This window comes from Oceanobacter sp. ABM4_470 (assembly GCF_056158645.1).
Genome location: NZ_JBSWTR010000001.1, coordinates 162,902 through 183,568 on the forward strand (window position 1 = coordinate 162,902; position 20,667 = coordinate 183,568).

Annotated in this window: 19 protein-coding genes and 1 tRNA gene; 6 read left to right on the forward strand and 14 right to left on the reverse strand. The window is 57.2% G+C overall.

Going from position 1 to position 20,667, the window contains the following annotated elements:
* Window positions 1–92: 92 nt before the first annotated feature.
* From ACXADJ_RS00695 to mdcA, 7 genes are read right to left on the reverse strand one after another with little or no spacing between them, the layout of a single operon-like run.
* The gene (locus ACXADJ_RS00695; protein WP_475061966.1) at window positions 93–1,004 is read right to left on the reverse strand and encodes an ACP S-malonyltransferase; all 912 of its coding nucleotides are present in this window, start codon (window positions 1,002–1,004) and stop codon (window positions 93–95) included.
* Window positions 1,001–1,768: a malonate decarboxylase holo-ACP synthase gene (locus ACXADJ_RS00700; RefSeq protein WP_475061968.1), complete on the reverse strand. Its 768-nt coding sequence runs from the start codon at window positions 1,766–1,768 to the stop codon at window positions 1,001–1,003. The genes ACXADJ_RS00695 and ACXADJ_RS00700 overlap by 4 nt, the downstream gene beginning before the upstream one ends.
* A 2-nt stretch (window positions 1,769–1,770) precedes the next feature.
* Window positions 1,771–2,610 (reverse strand): biotin-independent malonate decarboxylase subunit gamma, encoded by an 840-nt coding sequence (gene mdcE, locus ACXADJ_RS00705; RefSeq protein ID WP_475061970.1) that lies wholly within the window; start codon window positions 2,608–2,610, stop codon window positions 1,771–1,773.
* Window positions 2,607–3,461 (reverse strand): biotin-independent malonate decarboxylase subunit beta, encoded by an 855-nt coding sequence (locus ACXADJ_RS00710; RefSeq protein WP_475061972.1) that lies wholly within the window; start codon window positions 3,459–3,461, stop codon window positions 2,607–2,609. Before ACXADJ_RS00710 ends, mdcE begins: the two co-directional genes overlap by 4 nt.
* Window position 3,462: 1 nt before the next feature.
* The gene (gene mdcC / locus ACXADJ_RS00715; RefSeq protein WP_475061974.1) at window positions 3,463–3,807 is read right to left on the reverse strand and encodes a malonate decarboxylase acyl carrier protein; all 345 of its coding nucleotides are present in this window, start codon (window positions 3,805–3,807) and stop codon (window positions 3,463–3,465) included.
* Window positions 3,808–3,819: 12 nt separating this feature from the next.
* A complete protein-coding gene (locus ACXADJ_RS00720) occupies window positions 3,820–4,806 on the reverse strand; it encodes a triphosphoribosyl-dephospho-CoA synthase (RefSeq protein WP_475061976.1) in 987 nt (328 codons plus the stop codon).
* A 2-nt stretch (window positions 4,807–4,808) separates the two neighbouring features.
* Window positions 4,809–6,470 carry a malonate decarboxylase subunit alpha gene (mdcA, locus tag ACXADJ_RS00725; RefSeq protein ID WP_475061978.1) on the reverse strand — a complete coding sequence of 554 codons (1,662 nt, stop codon included), beginning with the start codon at window positions 6,468–6,470 and terminating at the stop codon, window positions 4,809–4,811.
* Window positions 6,471–6,606: 136 nt separating this feature from the next.
* On the opposite strand from mdcA, the gene ACXADJ_RS00730 reads away from it, so the two are divergent.
* Window positions 6,607–7,536 carry a LysR family transcriptional regulator gene (locus tag ACXADJ_RS00730; protein ID WP_475061980.1) on the forward strand — a complete coding sequence of 310 codons (930 nt, stop codon included), beginning with the start codon at window positions 6,607–6,609 and terminating at the stop codon, window positions 7,534–7,536.
* A gap of 49 nt (window positions 7,537–7,585) precedes the next feature.
* Here the strand turns inward: ACXADJ_RS00730 and ACXADJ_RS00735 are convergent.
* From ACXADJ_RS00735 to rpsU, 5 genes are all read right to left on the reverse strand, one after another.
* A tRNA-Ile gene (locus tag ACXADJ_RS00735) sits at window positions 7,586–7,662 on the reverse strand.
* Window positions 7,663–7,932: 270 nt separating this feature from the next.
* Window positions 7,933–9,777, reverse strand: a complete 1,845-nt coding sequence (gene rpoD, locus ACXADJ_RS00740; protein ID WP_475061982.1) for an RNA polymerase sigma factor RpoD — start codon at window positions 9,775–9,777, stop codon at window positions 7,933–7,935.
* A gap of 272 nt (window positions 9,778–10,049) precedes the next feature.
* Window positions 10,050–11,939, reverse strand: a complete 1,890-nt coding sequence (gene dnaG, locus ACXADJ_RS00745; RefSeq protein ID WP_475061984.1) for a DNA primase — start codon at window positions 11,937–11,939, stop codon at window positions 10,050–10,052.
* A 158-nt stretch (window positions 11,940–12,097) separates the two neighbouring features.
* Window positions 12,098–12,544: a GatB/YqeY domain-containing protein gene (locus tag ACXADJ_RS00750; protein WP_028294973.1), complete on the reverse strand. Its 447-nt coding sequence runs from the start codon at window positions 12,542–12,544 to the stop codon at window positions 12,098–12,100.
* Window positions 12,545–12,573: 29 nt separating this feature from the next.
* Window positions 12,574–12,789 (reverse strand): 30S ribosomal protein S21, encoded by a 216-nt coding sequence (gene rpsU, locus ACXADJ_RS00755; RefSeq protein ID WP_028294974.1) that lies wholly within the window; start codon window positions 12,787–12,789, stop codon window positions 12,574–12,576.
* 257 nt (window positions 12,790–13,046) lie between these two features.
* Between rpsU and tsaD the strand changes: the two genes are divergently transcribed.
* Genes tsaD through folK form a run of 3 tightly spaced genes read left to right on the forward strand, consistent with a single transcriptional unit; the run spans window position 13,047 to window position 14,991 of the window.
* On the forward strand, window positions 13,047–14,099 hold the full coding sequence (gene tsaD, locus ACXADJ_RS00760) for a tRNA (adenosine(37)-N6)-threonylcarbamoyltransferase complex transferase subunit TsaD (protein ID WP_475061987.1): 1,053 nt from the start codon (window positions 13,047–13,049) through the stop codon (window positions 14,097–14,099).
* A 12-nt stretch (window positions 14,100–14,111) separates the two neighbouring features.
* A complete protein-coding gene (folB, locus tag ACXADJ_RS00765) occupies window positions 14,112–14,465 on the forward strand; it encodes a dihydroneopterin aldolase (RefSeq protein WP_475061989.1) in 354 nt (117 codons plus the stop codon).
* 1 nt (window position 14,466) lies between these two features.
* Complete coding sequence (folK, locus tag ACXADJ_RS00770; protein WP_051219624.1) at window positions 14,467–14,991, forward strand: 2-amino-4-hydroxy-6-hydroxymethyldihydropteridine diphosphokinase; 525 nt, start codon at window positions 14,467–14,469, stop codon at window positions 14,989–14,991.
* Window positions 14,992–15,004: 13 nt separating this feature from the next.
* On the opposite strand, the gene ACXADJ_RS00775 is transcribed toward folK, so the two are convergent.
* Window positions 15,005–16,237 carry a multifunctional CCA addition/repair protein gene (locus ACXADJ_RS00775; protein WP_475061991.1) on the reverse strand — a complete coding sequence of 411 codons (1,233 nt, stop codon included), beginning with the start codon at window positions 16,235–16,237 and terminating at the stop codon, window positions 15,005–15,007.
* A gap of 122 nt (window positions 16,238–16,359) precedes the next feature.
* Window positions 16,360–17,973, reverse strand: coding sequence for a conjugal transfer protein TraF (traF, locus tag ACXADJ_RS00780; RefSeq protein WP_475061993.1), 1,614 nt, complete (start codon window positions 17,971–17,973; stop codon window positions 16,360–16,362).
* A 734-nt stretch (window positions 17,974–18,707) separates the two neighbouring features.
* Between traF and ACXADJ_RS00785 the strand changes: the two genes are divergently transcribed.
* The gene (locus ACXADJ_RS00785) at window positions 18,708–19,310 is read left to right on the forward strand and encodes an LPP20 family lipoprotein (protein ID WP_028294979.1); all 603 of its coding nucleotides are present in this window, start codon (window positions 18,708–18,710) and stop codon (window positions 19,308–19,310) included.
* 82 nt (window positions 19,311–19,392) lie between these two features.
* Window positions 19,393–20,589, forward strand: a complete 1,197-nt coding sequence (locus ACXADJ_RS00790; RefSeq protein WP_475061996.1) for a flagella assembly protein FlgT — start codon at window positions 19,393–19,395, stop codon at window positions 20,587–20,589.
* The last annotated feature ends 78 nt before the right edge of the window (window positions 20,590–20,667 follow it).

Below are 20,667 nucleotides of genomic sequence, written 5' to 3' on the forward strand. Positions count from 1 at the left end.
TGGGGCCGAATATGAATCAACTCCTCCCTGTATGAATGCAATGCTGTGGAAAGTCCATAGCGCTTGCTGCTGGTTTGTTATTGGTTTTTTGTTCAGGCCAATTGCTCCAGATGCTCCAGTGAATGGTCGTTAACGGCGAGGCAGCGAGCCTGCGCCATTGCCCGTCGGCTCAATGGGGTCAAGGTGCCGCCGGGGGGCATTTCAAACACACTGGTGACGCCACGTTCTGCCAACAGGCTATTGCAGTCGTGCCAATGCACCTGCGAGGCCATGTTCCAGGCCAGATCGTGGCGAATGGCGTCTGCGGTGGGCAGCAGCCGGGCACGGGCAGCACTGAGGTAACGGATCGATGGCCGGTTCATGGCGACGGTGGACAGGGCCTGTTGCAGTTGTTCGGCCTGCGGAATCAACAAGTCGCAATGAGAAGGCACGGTGACGTCCAGTCGTCGACTGCTGCAGTGGCCACCTTGTTTCAGCAAGCTCACGGTTCGTTCCATGGCGGTGTGAGCACCGGCAATCACAAACTGGCTGTCGGAATTCAGATTGGCCAGATACACATCGTCGCCAGCTTGCCGTTGTTGCTGTAGCACGTGCTCCAGCGTTTGCTGGTGGGTGTTCAGCAAGGCGGTCATGCCGTAGCCATCGGGGTAGGCCTGCTGCATCAGGTTGCCGCGCAGGGATACCAGTGTCAGGGCGTCGGTAAATTCCAGTACACCGGCAATCACCGCAGCGGGGTAGGCGCCGATCGACAGCCCTTGCACGTAATCTGGCTGAATACCCCGTTCAATCAGGGTTTCGGCCCAGATCACACCGCTGATAGTAAGGGCCAGCTGAACATTGCGGGTGTGCTGAAAGGCGTCCTGGTTATCCAGCGTGTGCAGTTGACAACCCAGAACCTGTTCGGCTTCGTCGATGCGGTGTTTGACCCGCGGACTGCCGGGCAATGTTTGCAACATGCCAACTCGCTGGGCACCCTGTCCGGGGAAGCTGAATACGCGACTCATGCGATGGCTCCCCGGGTTGTTGTGTTGGTGTTCTCGCCGGTTATTTGTGGCTGGGCCTGTTTCTGGGGTTGAACTTGCTGCCATGGATCGGACGTCAGTACGGGCCCTGTGGCAGTTTTGAGCAGCAGCGTGTGGCTGTCCGACAGCCACTCTTTCAGCGCAAATGCTCCTACTGGCGTTTCGATCTGGATATCGACCCGGCAAGCCTGTTGCCAGCACAGCGTGTGCAGCGACTGCAACTGGGCAGGCGACAAGAGCTGTGGCGCACGGATTAACAGGTCCAGATCGCTGCTGCTGGTGAGTTGCTCCATACCGGTGGCAAGCTCGAACCCCAGGCTGCCGGTGATGCCCCAGCTGGCGCTGTTGTTTTGGTGGCTGAGATTATTCAGGCTGGTGGCCAATCCTTGCAGGGCCTGCCAAACCGGGTGAGCACTGGTTACCATGCGTTGTTGTGCGGGGATTGCCAGTTGTTCGGGAGTACAGCTTTCCAGCACCGCACCGGCTTCCAACCAGGCGGCATATCGTTGCTGTTTATTGGCACCCCGTAACCCCACCGGAATCAAGCTTGCGCCCGTGTGTTCACACTCACGATGCAGCGCCCGGCGCACCACCGCCCAACCCGTTTGCACAGCGGTTTTTGTGGTAGCAGGGCTGTGTTGGCATGGACGATCAAACGGCAGCCAAACAGGCAGCGGTTGCTGCGCGCTGATGGCGCGCAGTCCGGAGATGTCGAACCGCAGCAGGTCGTGAGGGTGAAGGTTCATGGTTACGCTCCGGCGTTCCATTGCTCGGCCAGCATCTGGCGCACCCGCAGCGAGGCCTGACGGTTTTGGCCGTGTAAACGACGGCTCAAACCACGAGGCTGCTTGAGGATGTCGGCTTGTGCGGTGCGCAGAGCCTGCTCCACCAGACTGGTATCCAGTTCACCCGGTGGTTCGTTTACGTCTGAATCGCTGCTCGCCGGGCTTAATTCCAGCATGGTGTCTACCAATCCAAGCGAGGCATAGCTTTGCAGGTCGTAGGCCATTGGCGGCACCGAACGGGCCAGTAGGTCCAGCTCGTCTTCGGTACGCATGGTGATGCGGGCCGCAGCGGCTTTGCCCATGGCGTGTACCATCACGTCGTCATTGGCGAGGGTAAGGATACGGTCGGCCTGATAACCATGCGCCAGAAACGCGCCAGACATGGCTTTGCCTACCAGCAGGGCAATGACCGGATGACCAGCCTGGCGGGCGCGGGCGTAAGCACTGACCGAAGCTGCTAATGCCTGATGAATACCCATGGCTTCTTCGCGGCGGCCGTAGGCCTGGCTGGGGGTATCGACAATGGCGACCAGCGTGCGCTTGCTGTCGCTCTGAGCGTCTTGTTCAATCACATCGTTAATGGCTTCGGCCAGGGCGATGCCTTCTTGCAGGCCGACTTCTCCCCGACGCGCCCGTGGAAAGTGCGCTTGCGGGTTGGCGGTCACCAGCAAAAAACGACAGCTGTGGGCGCCCAGTTCACCGTCGGCTATGCGGACAGAATCAATCGGTGTGCTGACGCTCTGGCACTGTGTGGTCAGTGCTTCAAACCATTGCGGGCCTTTTGGACTGATGAGAGTACTCATTGGTCATCTCCTTGTTGCAGAATCTGACGGGCGTAAGAGGGCGTCATGGGTTGATCCATGTTGATAGCTTGCAGGGCCGCCTTGTGTTGCAGCCAGGCTTCGCTGGGATGCACCGCCGGAACGCCAGATGCCAGACACTGCACAACCGCGCTGCGGGTATCGCCAACGCTGCCAGATACCAGCTGATCAATCAGACCGCACTGAAAACGCTGCTCGCCACCGGTCAGGCCCCAGATCAGGCCGCGGTCGCGGGAGTCGTATTCGTTCACACCGGCTTCCTGCTCGATGACCTGTGGGCCATTCAGACCCAGGCGGCCTTCGCGGGTCATGATCAGGTAGCTGCACAGACCAGCACTGATCGACATGCCACCAAAGCAGCCAACCGGGCCGGTAATCACCGCCACCACCGGCTGCATTGCGCGCAGTTCAACAATGGCGGATTGAATATCGGCAATGGCGGCCAGCCCGAGGTTGGCTTCCTGCAGACGTACGCCGCCGGTTTCGAGTACCAGCACAGCGCTGGTGGGGTTGCCGTTGCGGTTTTCCTCAATGGCCAATTCCAGCGCACCAGCGATTTTGGCTCCGCCAACTTCGCCGAGGCTGCCCCCCTGAAAGCTGCCTTCAATGGCGGCCACCAGGGTGTTTTGGCCGTCGATCTTGCCGCGGGCGATCACCACACCATCATCAAACTGGGGAACAACGCCCTGTTTTTCCAGCCATGGGGAGGTCTGGCGGTCAAACGGTGTCAGCAGTTCATGCATGGTGCCGGGGTCCAGCAGGCTACGAACCCGGTCGCGGGCGCTGAGGTCGGTAAAGCCTGTGGCTGCAGTGGCTTGTGTCTGTCTGCTCATCTCACTGCTCCTGCTCTGAGTGGTGTTGCGGATCTGAGTGGTATTGCTGGCCTGACGCCTGTTCGATTGCTTGCTCCAGTCGCAGACGGACGACGCCCGGAGTGGCGGCAAAATCGTGAATATCCATCCGCATGGCGGGCAGACTGCGGGTGTTGGCAATCTGTTGTAGCAGTTGACGCCAGCGCACTTCGGCACCGCTGACAGAGGTCTGGATGTGGATCTCCAGCGTGTCCGAACCCGGAGTGGGTTCGATCATCACTTCCAGATCGCCGGAGCCCACCTGGCCAACCAGTGCGCGTTGCAGCGATTGTGATGTGGCAGGCAGTTGTATGTGCAGGGTTTCCATGACGACTCCTTGTTATTGTTGGTCTGTCGTTGCCCAAACTGCGCGGGCATTGGATAAACGGGACGATGGGGCATCTGTATGCAGTGGATACAGACGATCGAGCAGCAGGGTGGCGGCCAGTAAATCCGCAGCACCACCAGCGGACGCCCGCAAGGCCTGCAATTGTTGTTCGTAACGAACAAAGCGAGCCTTGCCAGCACGACTGCCAAACCCTCCGCATTGAAGAATGTCGCGGGCCCCTTGCTGCATTTCCAACAGACCTTCCATACCTGCACGGGACAGCACGCAGGTGTCGGTCAGTGACGACATGATCGCCAACAGAGCATTCAGGCGAGCAACGTCTTCGGTTTCTCCGTTGGCGCGACTGTTGCGCAATTCAGGCAAGGCCAGCTGGTGGATGTGTGGAAAGCCTTGCTGGGCTTCTTCGCGGGCTCCGGTCACCTTGTATTGGCGGCAAGCGGTCAGGCCTTTGCTGGGATTGGCGTCAGACTTCGGCAAAGCCGGGTCGGTGATCCGGGCCAAAGCCGCGGCGTGTTGCAAGGTGCTGGTGAGCGAATGCCCGTTGGTTTGAGTGTCCGTTTGGGCGTCTGCTTGGGCGTCTGCTTGGGCGTCTATTTGAGCAGCAGCGCAAACCAGCAACCCCAACGCCCAGATGGCTCCACGATGGGTGTTGATGCCGTTGGTGGTGCGCAGCATGTCGGCTTCTGCCTGACGACCTAATGCACCAAGCTGCATTCGCAGAGCCAGCCCGTGATAGCGTTCAGGTAACTCTGCCATGGCGGTAAACCAGGGCTGTAAAGTGGTGGCCGATGCCTGCATCAACGACAACTGCATATCGCTGTGAGCGCCGTTTCCGCGGCTATCGACCAGCGCTGGCTTGGGTGCCAGCGCCGCTTCTTCGTGCAGTGCCCAGCAGGCCAATTGGCCCAGCTGATCGGGTGTGAGGTTGGGCTTGGCAGCCGATATGTGGCGCGGATTGTTCCGTTGCAATGTGTTCATGATTACCAGCTCCGGAATTTGGCAGGTGGGTGGTACAGGCCGCCGGACATCTGTTCCAGCTCGCTGATGCTTTGCGCTGCCAGCAAGCTGCGTTTGGCGTCACTGCGGCGAATGCCAAGGTCTTCCGGATAGGCCACCAGACCGGCTGCGCGCAGTCGTGCGGTTTCGGCCGGGTCCTGTTTCAGGCCCATTGGGGTAACACCGGCAATGGCGGCGATCATGGCGCGGCGCTGCTCCAGAGACTCGGCTTTGTAGACGTAGGCAATGCCTTCTTCGGTCAGCACGTGGGTGACGTCGCTGGCGTAAATCATCACCGGTGCCAGTGGCATCTGGTAATCGCGGGCCATGGCCAAAGCGTCGAGTTCTTCAACCAGGGTTGGCTTGCTGCTGTCTTGCCAGGTTTCGACCATTTGAACGACCAGCTTGCGGCCTTTGGTCAGCAAGGCATCGTCCGGACGCATGTCCAGCCAGGCTGGAGAAGAGTGACGGCGGCCGCCGGGATCATGGCCCATGTTTGGCGCGCCGCCGAAGCCCGCCAGTCGACCACGGGTAACGGTGGAAGAGTTGCCGTCCTGATCCACCTGCAAGGTCGAACCGATGAACATATCCACGGCGTACTGGCCCGCCAGCTGACAGAAGGCGCGGTTGGAGCGCAGTGAGCCGTCTTTACCGGTGAAGAAAATATCCGGCCGGGCGGCAATGTAGTTTTCCATGCCCAGCTCGGTGCCAAAGCAATGCACGCTTTCGACCCAGCCGCTCTCGATGGCCGGAATCAGTGTGGGGTGCGGGTTCAGCGTCCAGTGGCGGCAAATCTTGCCTTTCAGACCCAGCTGTTCGCCGTAGGTGGGTAACAGCAGTTCGATGGCGGCGGTATTGAAGCCGATGCCGTGGTTGAGCGACTGCACCTTGTGGCGCTCGTAAATGCCGCGAATCGCCATCATGCCCATCAGCACATGCAGGTCGGTAATCAGCCGTGGGTCGCGGGTAAACAGGGGCTCAATGAAAAATGGCTGGTCGGCCTGCACCACGTAATCGACCCAGGAGGCCGGAATATCAACACGAGGCAGGTCGCTGACGTCGTCGACAATTTCGTTCACCTGAAACACCACAATGCCATCGCGGAAAGCGGCGGCCTCGGCCAGTGCCGGGGTGTCTTCGGTGCTGGGGCCAGTGTAGATATTGCCTTCACGGTCGGCGGTGAAACCGGCCAGTAGTGCCACTCTTGGGGTCAGGTCAACAAACAGGCGGGCGTACAGCTCGATGTAGGTATGAATCGCGCCGACTTCCAACAAGCCGTCTTCCATCAGCTGGCCAATACGCAGGCTTTGCGGACCAGAGAACGAGAAGTCGAGTTTGCGGGCAATGCCATTTTCAAACAGGTCCAGATGCTCTGGACGGCCGACGCTCGGCATCAGCATGTGCAGGTTATTCACCTTGTCGGGGTTCAGGCTACCCAGTGAGCGCGACAGAAAATCCGCCTGTTTCTGGTTGTTGCCTTCCAGCACCACACGGTCGCCGGGTTTGATCAGGCGCTCCAGCGCCTTGCAGATATCCCCGGTGTCGATGATCACACCGTCGACCAGCTCGGCGATGCTGTCTTTGCGTTGTTGGGTGTCACTTCTTCGAGTCGACCACTGGGAGTGGCTGTCAGCACAGGCCTGCATGGGAACGTCCTCTGGTTGTTATTTTTCTTCGACGATAGGCCTGCGGTAATGGGGGCATCAATCAAGCTGATTGACCAACCATTACTGTCAGAGTAATAGTTGTGGATGGCAGTCACAGAACAATAAGGACAACGACATGCTCGATGACAACCTGACGCTGAAGAAGCTGGAAATCTTTTTGGCGTTTATGAAAACCGGCACTTTGGCCGGTGCCGCAGACCAGCTGAAGCTAAGCAGCGTCAGTGTTCACCGGGCCATTCACTCGCTGGAAGAGTCGTTGAAATGTCCGTTGTTTCGACAGGAAGGACGCCTGTTAGTACCGCTTCCCAGCGCCCGGATTTTTGAAGAACGGGTAGAGCAATTGCTGCACGGACTGGACGACGCGGTGAAAGTGACCCGCGAAACCGCAGGCCTCTTTTCGAGCCAATTCAAACTGGGCGCGCTTTACTCTCTGACCCTGAACACGGTTCCGCATCTTATCGCCGGGCTGAAATTACGCCGGGGCGATCTCAATATTGAGCTGACGCTGGACTCCAACGAGGTATTGTTTCGCAAACTGAGAGAGCTGGAACTGGACGCCATTCTGGTGTCATTGATGCAGGCTCCGCAGGAACCGGAATACACTGCATTGCCGTTATTTGAAGATCAGGTGATGTTGGCAGTGCCTGTCGACAGTTCGCTGGCGGATGCCAGCAGCATCAATTTATCGACCTTGCAGAACGATACCTTTGTCACCCTGACACCGGGTTTCGCCACTTATCGGGACAGCTACATGGCGTTTGAACGGGCAGGCTTTACCCCCAATGTGGTCACTCAGGTGAGCGATATTTTCTCGTTAATCAGCATGGTCAGTGCCGGTGTGGGTTATGCCTTGCTGCCCAAACGGGTGGAATCGGTGTTTGAAAACAAGATCCGCATGATCCCGATGGAAGGTTTGGAAGACATCAAGCAGCGTATCTTTATGGTCTGTTTGGCGAATAGAGAACGTGACCCGAGGATTCTGAGTTGTATTGCGGAGTGCCGGATGTCGGCAATGGAAGAGCCGGGTTGGCAAGGTGCGCGGTAACGGTTTACGGTGTCAAAACCGGCACTGTGGTGTCAAAGCGGGGGAAAAATGGTGGGCCTGCACGGACTTGAACCGTGGACCAATCGATTATGAGTCGACTGCTCTAACCAACTGAGCTACAGGCCCCTTGCTTGGTTCGCATTCTGTGGCGTTGCGCCGCAGTGCGAAGCGACAAAAAGTGCGACAGCATCCTTCCGTCTTTAAAGCGCCGCCGATTATACGTAGTTGGGGGTTTCAACGCTACTGCTCTGATAGATAACGGAAAAATTCGTGATCCATTTTTGTCAGCAGTGCTATCAGCAGTTCTATCAGGCGTTGGATAACGTCGCTGTCAAAACGGCAGACACAAAAAAGCCGCGAACGAGTCGCGGCTTTTTCAGGGCGTTGCCTGTCGACTTATTCGTCGATGAAGCTACGCAGGTGGTCAGAACGGCTAGGGTGACGCAGTTTGCGCAGTGCCTTGGCTTCAATCTGACGAATACGTTCACGAGTAACGTCGAACTGCTTGCCCACTTCTTCCAGCGTGTGGTCAGTGTTCATGTCGATACCAAAACGCATGCGCAGTACCTTGGCTTCACGGGCCGTCAGGCCGCCCAGTACGGAGCGAGTGGCTTCGGTCAGACCGTCGTTGGTGGCGGTATCCATTGGTGATTCGGACTGGGTATCTTCAATGAAGTCGCCCAGATGTGAATCTTCGTCGTCACCGATTGGGGTTTCCATGGAGATCGGCTCTTTGGCGATCTTCAGCACCTTACGGATCTTGTCTTCCGGCATTTCCATACGCTCTGCCAGTTCTTCAGGGGTAGGTTCGCGACCCATTTCCTGCAACATCTGACGAGAGATACGGTTCAACTTGTTGATGGTCTCAATCATGTGAACCGGGATACGGATGGTACGTGCCTGGTCTGCAATCGAACGGGTGATCGCCTGACGAATCCACCAGGTGGCGTAAGTTGAGAACTTGTAACCACGACGGTATTCGAACTTGTCGACCGCTTTCATCAGACCGATGTTGCCTTCCTGAATCAGATCGAGGAATTGCAGACCACGGTTGGTGTACTTCTTGGCGATGGAGATAACCAGACGCAGGTTGGCCTCAACCATTTCCTTCTTGGCACGACGAGCACGTGCTTCACCGATGGAAACGCGACGGTTTACTTCCTTGATCTCGGCAATGCTGAGGTTGGTGCGGTCTTCTACGGCTTTGATCTTCTTCTGTGAGCGGAAGATGTCCAGCTTGTAGGTTTCCAGCTTTTTGGAGTACGGCTTGTTGGAAGCAATCAGACCTTCAATCCAGTCCTGGTTGCCTTCGTTGCCCTGGAAGTACTTGATGAACTCTTTACGGTCCATGCCGCATTTGCGGGTCATCAGAGTCATGATCTGACGTTCCTGTACGCGGATGGCGTCGAGGGATTCGCGAGCGCTGCTGACCAGTGCGTCGAAGTATTTCGGCGACAGTTTGATCGGGGCAAAGATTTCGGCCAGCCAGATCAGGCATTTTTCAGCTTCGAGGCTGCCACGACCGTGTTCTTCGATGGCTTCCTTGGCGGCGATGTTGGCATCGATCATTTCCTGGAAGCGACGGGTCACTTCCACCAGATCCATACCGGAATCGGCTTCATCGTCATCGTCATCGTCGTCGGAATCGTCGTCAGAATCATCGCTGTCGGATTCTTCTGCCTTGGCGGCTTCGGCTTCAGGGCCGCTTTGCGGACCTGGCTCCGGGTCAACGTCAGACGGGTCGATAAAGCCGTTGAAGATGTCGCCAATGCGGTTCGGATCCTGTTCGGCTTCGAGGAAGGCGGTCATGATGGTATCGACGGCACCCGGATAGTACGCCAGGGCGGACATCACTTCGCGGATACCTTCTTCGATACGCTTGGCGATCACGATTTCGCCTTCACGGGTCAGCAGTTCCACGGTACCCATTTCACGCATGTACATGCGGACCGGGTCAGTGGTGCGACCAACATCGTTTTCTACCGAGGCCAGCGCAGCAGCGGCTTCTTCAGCAGCGGCTTCGTCGGCGGCATCGCTCATGAACAGTGCTTCGCCATCGGGAGCAACTTCCGACACCGGAATACCGATGTCGTTAATCATACGAATGATGTCTTCAACCTGATCCGGGTTGGCAATGTCGTCTGGCAGGTGGTCATTCACCTGAGCGTAGGTGAGATAGCCTTGCTCTTTACCTTTGGCAATGAGCTCTTTTAATCGGGACTGGTGGGTATTCGCTGACATAGGGGCCCTGTGTTCCGTTGGTATCAGGCGTGGCAAGAAAAGCGCTGAAGTATATAATTTTGGCTACTTTTAGGCCAGTCCCAAGCAAAGCGGATGCGCCTGAATTGTGATCAATAACGGTCACTTGGCGTCACTTTGGCATTTGAGACAGTCGGATTTCCGATTACTTGCTGGCGTCTTTTGGCACGTCTTTCTAATGTTGGGTCGGTCTGCTGTTTTTCAAGCCCAACCGGATAATTTTTGTTCAGATCGCGTTGGTGGCTGTGTTAGCGCTAACGCTGTCTGGGGTTATTCAGGTAAATATCGCCGCGGGCGGCGGTAAATTCGCGCCGTTGGCGTTGATATTCCTTGAGCTTGCGAATGTCGTCGTCGCTCATCTTCTTGCGTGTTTCCGAGTGTTCAAACATGGCTTTCAGTTGCTGGAATTCAGCCTCATAGCTGCGGTTTTGCAGTCGTTTCAGGGCCATTGATACTTCGGCTAACACAGGTTTTATGTTGCTGTGGTTGGCGTTTGCCAACTGCGTCAATTCGCTGTGGTAGGGCGTGCCTATCCATTGAATCAGCAAGCCAACGCTGCTGGATTGCGGCGAGTGTTGCAGCTTGCGGATGATTTCCAACAACAACCGCTCGCGGTCGGTTTGGGCTTCCAGCTCTGGCAGAGCGATCTCTCTGGCCAGTGACGGATGTTTGATCAGTGCCAGTATCGCCCGTTCCACAATCGGCACCAGACGTTCGTCGGTGTCTTCGCTGCTGCTGGCTTCCTCGTCCTGGGCATACCACTGGGCGGCCGGTAGCTGCTCGGTGTGGTAGTCGGGCATCACCGGGCTGTGGCCGTGTTCCGGTTCCGCTGGTGGCGGCTCCGGCTGTTCGGCCAGCTTGTCCATGGCCCGGCTATGAACACCAATCTGGCGCTCCAGTTCCGCCACCATCAGGTCACGCAGGGTGCCCTTGGGAATCCGGCTGATCAGCGGCGCGGCCAACTGATCGAGTCGGGCCTTGCCATCGAGGGTGTCGAAGTCGACTTGTTCTTTCAGGTGATCGAACAGAAACTCGGGCAAGTGACGGGACTGGTTCAGCCGTTGCTCAAAGGCATCGCGGCCTTCCTGGCGCACCAGGGTGTCCGGGTCTTCGCCGTCGGGCAGAAACAGGAATCGTGCCTGCAGTCCGTCTTCCAGCACCGGCAGTACGGTTTCCATTGCCCGTGCTGCGGCGGTGCGTCCTGCCTGGTCGCCGTCGAAGCAGAAAATGATTTCCGGCACAGTGCGGAACAGCCGCCGCAAGTGGTGTTCACTGGTGGCGGTGCCCAGCGTGGCGACGGCATAGTGGATGCCGTATTCGGCCAGTGCCACCACGTCCATGTAGCCTTCCACAATCAGAATGCGGGTCAGCTTCTGGCGAATCTTGCGGGCTTCGTACAGACCGTAGAGTTCGCGGTTTTTCTGGAAGATGGGGGTTTCCGGCGAGTTCAGGTACTTGGGTTTTTCGTCACCGAGAACCCGGCCACCAAAGGCAATCACCCGGCCGCGAACATCGCGGATGGGGAACATGATGCGATCGCGGAAACGGTCGTAGGTGCGGCCATCTTCCTTTTCGATCAGCATGCCAGCCGTCACCAGTTGCTTGTTGCGCTCGTTGTCGCTGGCCAGTTCGCTTTGCAGGTTGTCCCAGCCCGGTGGCGCATAGCCAATGCCAAAAAACTTGGCGGCCCTGCCTGATAAGCCACGGCCCTTGAGGTAGTCCACGGCTTTCTGACGGGAGTCGCTGCTGCGCAGCTGGCGCATGAAGAAGTCTGCCGATTCCTGCATACGGGTGTAGAGCGGCTCCTGCTCCTTTTGTTGTTCGATTTGCTGGCGGCTTTGTTGCTCCCGCGGTACTTCAAGGCCACTGGCGTCGGCCAGTTTCTCGACCGCATCAGGGAAACTCAGACCGTCAAATTCCATCACGAACTTGAGCGCACTGCCGGTCGCTCCGCAGCCGAAGCAGTAGTAAAACTGTTTGTCGCGGCTGACGGTGAAGGAGGGCGTGTTCTCGTTGTGAAACGGGCAGCAGGCGGAGTAGTTTTTCCCGGCCTTTTTCAGCTTGACGCGACTGTCCACCACGTCGACAACGTCGACCCGGGAAAGCAGTTCATCAATAAAAGACTGTGGAATACGACCTGCCATGCAGAACGGAGCACCTGATAGGAAAACGGAGTATGTGTGTATCTTATGCAATCACAACCAATTCGCCAGCCTGACGATTGGACCTGCTGCACAAACAAAAACGCCACTGACAAGCAGTGGCGTTTCTGAAACCCTGGCGGTGCGGTACAGCCAGTTGCTTAACCGAGCTGATCTTTGACCATTCGGCTGACTTGCGCCATATCGGCGCGGCCTTGCACCTGTGGTTTGAGGATGCCCATAACGTTGCCCATGTCCTGCATTGAAGCAGCACCGGACTGTGCAATGGCATCAGCAACGAGCTGGTTCAGCTCATCTTCGCTCAGGGCCTGCGGCAGGAATTCGCTGATCACGTCGATTTCGGCTTGCTCAGCGGCTGCCAGCTCGTCACGACCTGCTTCAGTATACTGAGCAATGGAGTCGCGACGTTGCTTGTTCATTTTGTCGAGAATCAGCAGCGCACGGGCATCGTCAACCTCAACACGTTCGTCAACCTCTACCTTTTTGAATTCGGCAGTGATCAAACGCAAAGTGCCAAGACGTTCTTTCTGTTTGTTGCGCATGGCATCTTTAACGGATGCTTTGATTTGCTCAACCAGAGTGCTCATGTGTGCTCCAGATTCTTACCAACAAATGATTAGTACAGGCGAGTCATCTTGCGCTGTTCGCGCTGTACTTTCTTCAGGTGACGCTTAACGGCAGCAGCAGCTTGACGCTTACGTACCCAGGTTGGCTTCTCGTAGTGTTCACGACGACGTACTTCAGACAGTACACCGGCTTTTTCACAAGCGCGCTTGAAACGACGCAGAGCTACGTCAAATGGTTCGTTTTCTTTAACTTTTACAGCTGGCATCCAATCACCTACGTATTAGCTGAATTCTTTGTTTGGAACCGATCATTGTCACAATAAGACCGATGGGCTCCAGTTAGAGGGCGGGCATTCTAAAGCCTTTGTTTGAATTTTGCAAAGCCCTGTTGGCTGCATTGGTTGGCATTCGACTTGGCCAGCCGTATCATGGGCGCCTTGGCGGGGTTGGGCTCTGTTTAATGGGCCGAATTTGGCGGTTTTTGCCCCCTTGCTACCGTGTTTAAACGCTCAGCAGGTAATAAATGAAGGTTCTTGGTCTGGAAACATCGTGCGACGAAACCGGTATCGCGCTGTACGACACCGAAAAAGGGTTGCTGTCGCATCGTCTGTATTCGCAAATTGCCGTGCATGCGGAATACGGTGGTGTGGTTCCTGAACTGGCCTCACGTGACCACGTTCGCAAGGCCCTGCCGCTGATTCGTGAGGCGCTGGCAGACGCCGGTCTGACCACTGCCGACCTCGACGGCATTGCCTATACCTCGGGCCCTGGCCTGGTCGGAGCCTTGCTGGTAGGCGCTTGCATGGGCCGTTCCCTGGCGTGGGCGCTGGACGTACCAGCCATTGGTGTGCACCACATGGAAGGCCATTTGCTGGCGCCGATGCTGGAAGACACGCCACCGGAGTTTCCGTTCATTGCCCTGCTGGTGTCGGGTGGTCATACCCAGCTGGTGCAGGTAGACGGTATTGGTGAATACACCTTGCTGGGCGAGTCGCTGGACGATGCCGCCGGTGAAGCCTTCGACAAGGCCGCCAAGATGATGGGGCTGCCGTATCCGGGCGGCCCGGCGCTGAGCAAGCTGGCCGAGCAGGGCGACGACAAGCGCTTTGCATTTCCGCGCCCAATGACCGACCGGCCAGGACTGGATTTCAGCTTCAGTGGTTTGAAGACCTTTACCCGCACAAAGATTCTTGAACTGGCGGTGGATGGCGTATTGGCCGAGCAGGACAAGGCCGATATTGCAGCGGGTTTTCAGTCGGCGGTGGTCGATACCCTGGCGCTCAAGTGCAAGCGAGCGATGAAGCAAACCGGTATAAACCGGATGATCATTGCCGGTGGCGTGGGTGCCAACCGCCGTTTGCGCGAGCAACTGCGTGAAACGGCTCACTCCCTGAAGGGCGAGGTGTACTATCCTCGGCCGGAATTCTGTACCGACAACGGTGCCATGATTGCCTACGCTGGCGCTCGTCGTCTGGCGGCGGGCCAAACTTCGGAGCTGGCGGTGGCGGTGGTGCCTCGCTGGCCGTTGGTCGATCTGCCTGCACTGGCAACGTCGGCTGACTCTGGCAACGTATAAAGGGCGGTGGCAATGGACAAGGTATTTATCGAAGGCCTGAAAGTCGACGCGGTGATTGGTGTTTTCGACTGGGAAAAGCAGGTTCGCCAGCCGTTGGTGTTCGACCTTGAAATGGCCTGGGACATTCGTCAGGCGGCGGCGACGGACGATCTGGCGTTCGCTCTTAACTACGCGGCAGTGACCGAGTACGTTGAGAACTTTGTGCGGGCGCAGCACTTCCAGTTGCTGGAATCCCTGATTGAACGTCTGGCGGATGAATTGACCAAGGAATTCGGTATGCCGTGGTTGTCGATTCGTGTTGAGAAGCCGGCGGTGGTGCCACAGGCCCGTGCGGTCGGCTTGAAAATTGAACGTGGGGAATACTGATTTGGCTGTTGTTTATCTGGGTATTGGCTCCAACATGGAGCCGGACCTGAATATCGCCAAAGGATTGCAGGTGCTGTCCGACGAACTGACGATTGAGCAGGTATCGCCCTGGTATCAGTCGCCCGCGTTGGGCTTTGAAGGACCGGATTTCATCAATCTGGTGGTTCGGGCCAGTACCGATATGTCGCTGACCGAGCTGGTGTTGCTGCTGAAGCAGATTGAAATGCAGTTTGGCCGGGCACCCAATGCCGCCAAGTATTCTTCCCGGGCGTTGGATATTGATGTGGTGATGTACGACGACTTGCTGGGCGACCACGCAGGCCAGACATTGCCGCGTTCAGATATCTGGCGCTTTGCCTTTGTGCTGAAACCCTTGCTGGACATTGCCCCTGCGCTGGTTTGTCCAAAATCCGACGCCCCGGTGGCTGACTACTGGCCTTTGGTGGCCCAGCAGCCCATCACTCAGGTTGAGCCCGCAGGCAGCCTGCAACGCTCGGCGTCTTCGCTGGCAGCCGCCGGCTATTGATTGTCAGCGCTGGCTATTCGCTGGCCAGCGCCTTTTTCCAGTTGGCCAAATGGCGGCTTCTGGCTTCGGCCAGAGCCGGGCGGATGGCAGCGCCTTCAATTCCCTGTTCGATCATTTGCCGGGCGTTAATGCTCAAGGCTTCCGAGAGCGCCTGGCGCAGAAAATCCGCCTGTGGGTAGTCGACGGTTTCAAAGCCGGTGCGGCCACGGGAATCAGCGGTGGCGACCAGCAACAGCTGCTCAAACCGTTCTGGCCTGCGCCAGACATCCATGCCATCAAACAGCTTCAAAATGGTCTCGGGCCGCAATTCCAATGCTCTGTGAACGTGGGTGTGCCATTCGCTGCTGAGGCGGGATAGCTCGGCAGCGTCTTTTGGTGCCTTGAGCCGTTTGGCCAGTGCCTTGGCGGGTTTGACACCTCGCTGTTCATGTTTGATGTGACGTGGCCATTCTTGTTCTGGCGTCAGTGCCTTGCCCAGATCATGGGTGAGCGCTGCCCAACGCACTGCCACCTCGTCAGAGAGTGTGACCGCCGCTTGTAGAGACATCAGCGCATGAACACCGCAGTCGATTTCCGGGTGGTGTTTTTCGGGTTGGGGCACGCCGAACAGCGCATTTAATTCCGGCATCCACACAGCCAGAGCGCCGCAATCTCGCAGCACCTGAAAATACACCTGTGGCTGTTGTTCCAGCAGCGCCCGTTGGGTTTCCTGCCATACCCGTTCGGGTACCAGATGTTCCAGTTCGCCATTGGCCACCATGGTACGCATCAGCGTCATGGTTTCATCGGCAACGGTAAACCCCAGCGCCGCAAAGCGAGCGGCAAAGCGGGCAACCCGCAGTACTCGCAGCGGGTCTTCGCTGAAGGCTGGCGACACATGGCGCAACAGGCGGTTTTGCAGGTCCTGTTGGCCGTTGTAGGGGTCGACAAGCTGGCCGTCGCTACCTTGGGCCATGGCGTTGATGGTGAGGTCGCGGCGCAACAGGTCATCTTCCAACGTGACATCCGGACTGAAGCGACACTCAAACCCTTGATAGCCGTGACCGGATTTTCGTTCGGTGCGGGCAAGAGCGTATTCTTCCTTGCTTTGGGGATGCAAGAACACCGGAAAATCGGCTCCCACTTGCTGATAGCCTTGTTGCAGCAATTCGTCAGGCGTTGCGCCAACCACAACCCAGTCGCGGTCCTTGATGGCAATGCCCAGCAGTTGGTCACGGACGGCGCCGCCTACCAGAAACGTCTTCATATCAATTCTGTCGTTGGTATTTCGTTTAGCCAGAATAAAAAACGCCGCAGGTGATGTCACCCGCGGCGTTTGGTTTGGCCGGATATGGGAATCGGCCTCGATGTTGTAGCTGATTAGGTTCCTTAGAAATAGAAACCGGTTTCCAGCGCAACACCGGCTTCTTTTTCCGGGTCGTTCGGGTTGGCCATTGCCGCAATGTCGATGTGCACGCCAAACGGTGAGAAGCCCAGACCGATGGAGGCGACTTCTGCTTCCGACACGCTCATGTTGGTGCGGTAACCCAAACGCAGTTGCAGGGTGTTGTAGATATCGAACTCAGCACCAATGGCGGCGTACTGGGTTGGGTTTTCCCAGGCGATCGGGTCGTTTTCAACCAGATCAACATCCAGTGCCAGTGTGGTCCAGTCGCCGTTGAAGGCAACACCCGCGCGGAATTGTGGATCAAGGGTGACTTCGCCGCCTTCCAGCGTGCGAGGTAGGGTAGAGCCTTTAACCTCTGCGTCTTTTACTTCAAAGCTCTTGCTGATCAGGTTCTTGCCAACCACACCAAACATCCACTTGTTGGACGCGCCAAAGCGGAACGAAGCACCTACGTCCAGGTTAACGTGGTTGTAGGTTTCGGACGCGTCTTCGAGGTCTTCCTGCTCGATATCACCGTCGTAATCGGCTTCTGCAGCGTAGTGCATGGTCACGACACGTTGCAGTTTGGGAGTGATACCAATCGCGACCTTCTTGTCCCAGAAGCTGAATTCACGGGAGAAGGAGACACCCAGGTCGGCAACGGCCAGGGCAATGACTTCAACGTTGGAGGTCATGTCCGGGTCTTCGGCGTCGGCCGACAGGTCGCCGTTTTCGATCAGGTTGTAGCTGGAACCGTCTTCACGGGTGATGGTATCGGAAGTGAAGTTGCTGGTGTCTTCGGCCTGGGCGGCAATGGTGTCGGCATCGTCCTGATCAACGTTACCGGCTTCGGCATCGGCAAGAAACGCGTCGATGTCGCTGGTCAGTTGGTCGGCTTCGTCAGCGTAGGCTACAGCGGCGTCGGAATAGCCATTCAACAAGGCGCTGTCATCGGCGCTGAAGAAGGCGCGACCAGAGAAGGTAACGTTGCCAGAGAAGCTCAGTGCGGCAGCGAATTCCTTGCCCGGGAATGCCAGCGCGGAAGAAACTCCCAGACGACCACTCAATGGATTGCCGGATACCGAATTCAATTCACTGGTCAGCTGCTCGCTGAGGTTATCAACGGTGGTCAGATCGCTGCGGACGTCGGCCAGGGCACTGCGGACATTGTTGTTGAGGCCGCGAATTTCACTGATTTTGGCATTGGCGTTGTTGACGTCGGCGGCGGTCAGTCCTTCAAGCGCTGCTTGAAGGTCTTCAGTTGCCTGACCGAGGTTATCGACCTTGTCTTCAAAGTTGTTGGCGGTGGCGTCGTCAAACAGGTCTTCAAACTCGGGTACCAGATCGTCGTTGATGTCGATGAAGGTGTCATACATTTCTTCTTCATCAGCCACGCTGAGGCCTACTTGCGGGAACAGGATGGCGAAGTCGTCATCGTGTTCACCCTGAGACAGCAGGGACGGGTTATAGGCCGGTGCGTGGGCACGTTTGGCACTGGCCACACCGGTGCTACCCATGGCCAGGCCGCGAGCATCCATTGGCAGGAAAGGCGAAGCCTGGGCGGAGGCAATGGTGGCAGAGGCGATGGCCGTGGCGAGCAGGGAACGTTTAATCATGATGGGGTCCTTGTTCCGTTGTAATTCCAGTTCGTGCCAGCGATGTGAGGGGGCGGCATCGAACCGTGTCTTCAGCAGTGTAGTTCAGCTACTGCTGTCCGTTTGTCAGAAGACTTCTTTTCATGGATTGGTCCAGATAGTAGCGGCAAGGCTGAGTTAAAACACCCGGCATTCCGAACCAAATTGTTGTTTTTTTATACGGTCAGCGTGACAGCACTTTATGACAGGCGTCACATTTTGTCAGGTTTTGTCTCAGTATGCGCCCGGTTTCACGGTTGGATTCGTGCTTTGGGACCCTCTGAATAACTGTGCACAGCTCTCGGCTTCGCCCTACCTCCTGCATCCATGCAGTCGTGCGCGAGTCCTGCAGGTTGTCATTGGCTCTCTACAACAACCCCGCGGCGAATGCAGCGGAATGGCTGGCCCTTTCCAAATCGGGCCGCGCAGGTTCGCCAACACCGTTCTGGCGGCCTGCAGGCCACGCCCTACGGGGATGGCAGGGCATTGCTGACTCTGTGTCGCTGATTTTTGACTTGACTAGCCAGGCCTTCAAATCAGCTTCGTGACTCAGCTGCGACCTGTCATCCAGAGCAGGCACCGAGTTTTTCAGAGGGTCCCTTGCCAGTTTGACCGACGCTGAGCGGCCATTTCGTTATTGATTGTAAAAAGCCTCAAGCGAGCACGGTGAGCGGCCGATAACCCCGACAGAGACGTTCTGATCGGAGACCGAATTTATGAAAGCCATGTGGAAAATGGCAACCGCAATGCTGGCGGCAACGGCACTGGGCGGATGCAGCGAAGCCATGATGAGAAGTGCCGGTATGGGCAGCAGTACCGACGATTATTTTGCTCCGGTCAAACAGCAGGTCGACCCGATAGCCCCGATGGTACTGCGGGTTGTGGGTTATGGCGCCATGGATCAAAGCAAGACTCGCTCTGAAGCCCAGCGGCGTTTGATGGCCATTCGTGCCGCTCGAATGGATGCCTACCGGGTGATGGCGGAGCGGGTTTACGGTACGGCCATTCAGGGCAGTACCACAGTGCGAGACATGGTGGTTGAGAACGACCGCTTGCGCACTTACGTCGAAACCTATCTGCACGGTGCCCGGGTGATCAGTACCGACGTGATGCCGGATGGCACGGTAGAAACCTTGCTGGAAATGACCATCGACCAGGGCTTCCGCAATTGCTTGCAAACGGTTGATAACCAGCGCCAGAACATCGATTGCCGGGTACCACTGGGCGGCGCACAACTTAGCCAGTTTGTGGAACGTCAGAACACCCGGGTTCGCAGCGAATCAGCGGTACCGGATTCCGGTTTCTATTTTATCGAATGATGACGTTGAGCGAATTGTGACAGTGATCGAATGACGACAGAGGCGGGGCCGCTGTTGCAGCCAGACACGTCGGGAGCAGGCTATGAAATGGTTTAATTGGATGTTGTTGATGACGGTGCTGGTGGCTCCTCATGGGGTCGCCCGTACGGTTGAAGTGAGTGGTCAGGCAGTGATTGGCAGCTCGATCAATCAGGCCCGCGAGGACGCCCTAAAAGACGCCTTGCGTCAGGCCAGCTTGCAGGCGGGCGCCAGCATCCGTTCAACCCAGTTGATGACCAGCGGTCAGATGGATCGCGACGAAGTCGACCTGCGCAGTCAGGCGCGCATTCGCGACGTAGAAGTGCTGCACGAAGGCGAAGCCAATGGCATGTATGAAGTGGTTTTAAAAGTCGATGTTGAATCGGAAACCCTGTGTGCTGCCAGCAATCAGAATTACCGCAAGGCCATTGCCGTGGCTGGCTTTGGGTTGGCCCGGCCAGCTCAGGCGACGCTGGGGCGGCTGCAAAACATTGAGCAGGATCTGCCCCGTGCGCTGATCAACCAGTTGAATCGCGGCCGTAATGTGCAGGCACTGGATGCTACCCGCATCAGCTTGTTCCGTGACCCGCGCCGGGCGCCTTCGTTTGAAACCAGCCAGCAACGGCTTACCACCTCGGTGGCACTGGCAACCCAGCTGGGCGCTCAGTACGTGGTGTCTGGCGTCGTACGGGAACTGGGTGAGGCGGGTCGCACCCGGGTACCGTCTGATCCCAATGGCAGTTGGGCTGCGTTACTGGGGTTGGAGAAAACCGCAACCCAGCGCCAGTTTGTCGCTGATGTGTTCGTTCACGACGGTTTGAGCGGTGCCATGTTGTTTCAACGAACCTACGAAACCAGCGGTGCCTGGACACCGAAGCGCAATGCCAGTGTGGGCTTTGCAACGCCGAAATTCTGGCAAACCCCGTACGGCAAAAGCGTTGATAACCTGATGACGGCAATGGTGGAGGACGTTGGCGAAGTGATTCGTTGCCAGCCGTTTATGGCACGTGTGGTGGCGTCCCGTGGTAACCGTTTGCACATTGAAGCCAGTGCGGCGACGGGCATTCGCCCGGGGGACAAGCTACAGGTGTACCGTACCGGTACTTTCTACAACCTTGATCTTGAACCACGCACCGAGCTGACGGATATGGCGACTGAAGTGGTGGTGAAACAGGTGCAGCCGCAGTTTGTTGTGGCAGAGATGACATCTGATGCCGGTGGTCTGGCGATTCAGCGTGATGATCTGGTGATTGCCTGGTAGTTACACGTCTCCTTTGAACCGGGGACCCTCTGAATAACTCGGTGCCCGCTCTGGATGACAGGGCGACGCTGAGTCACG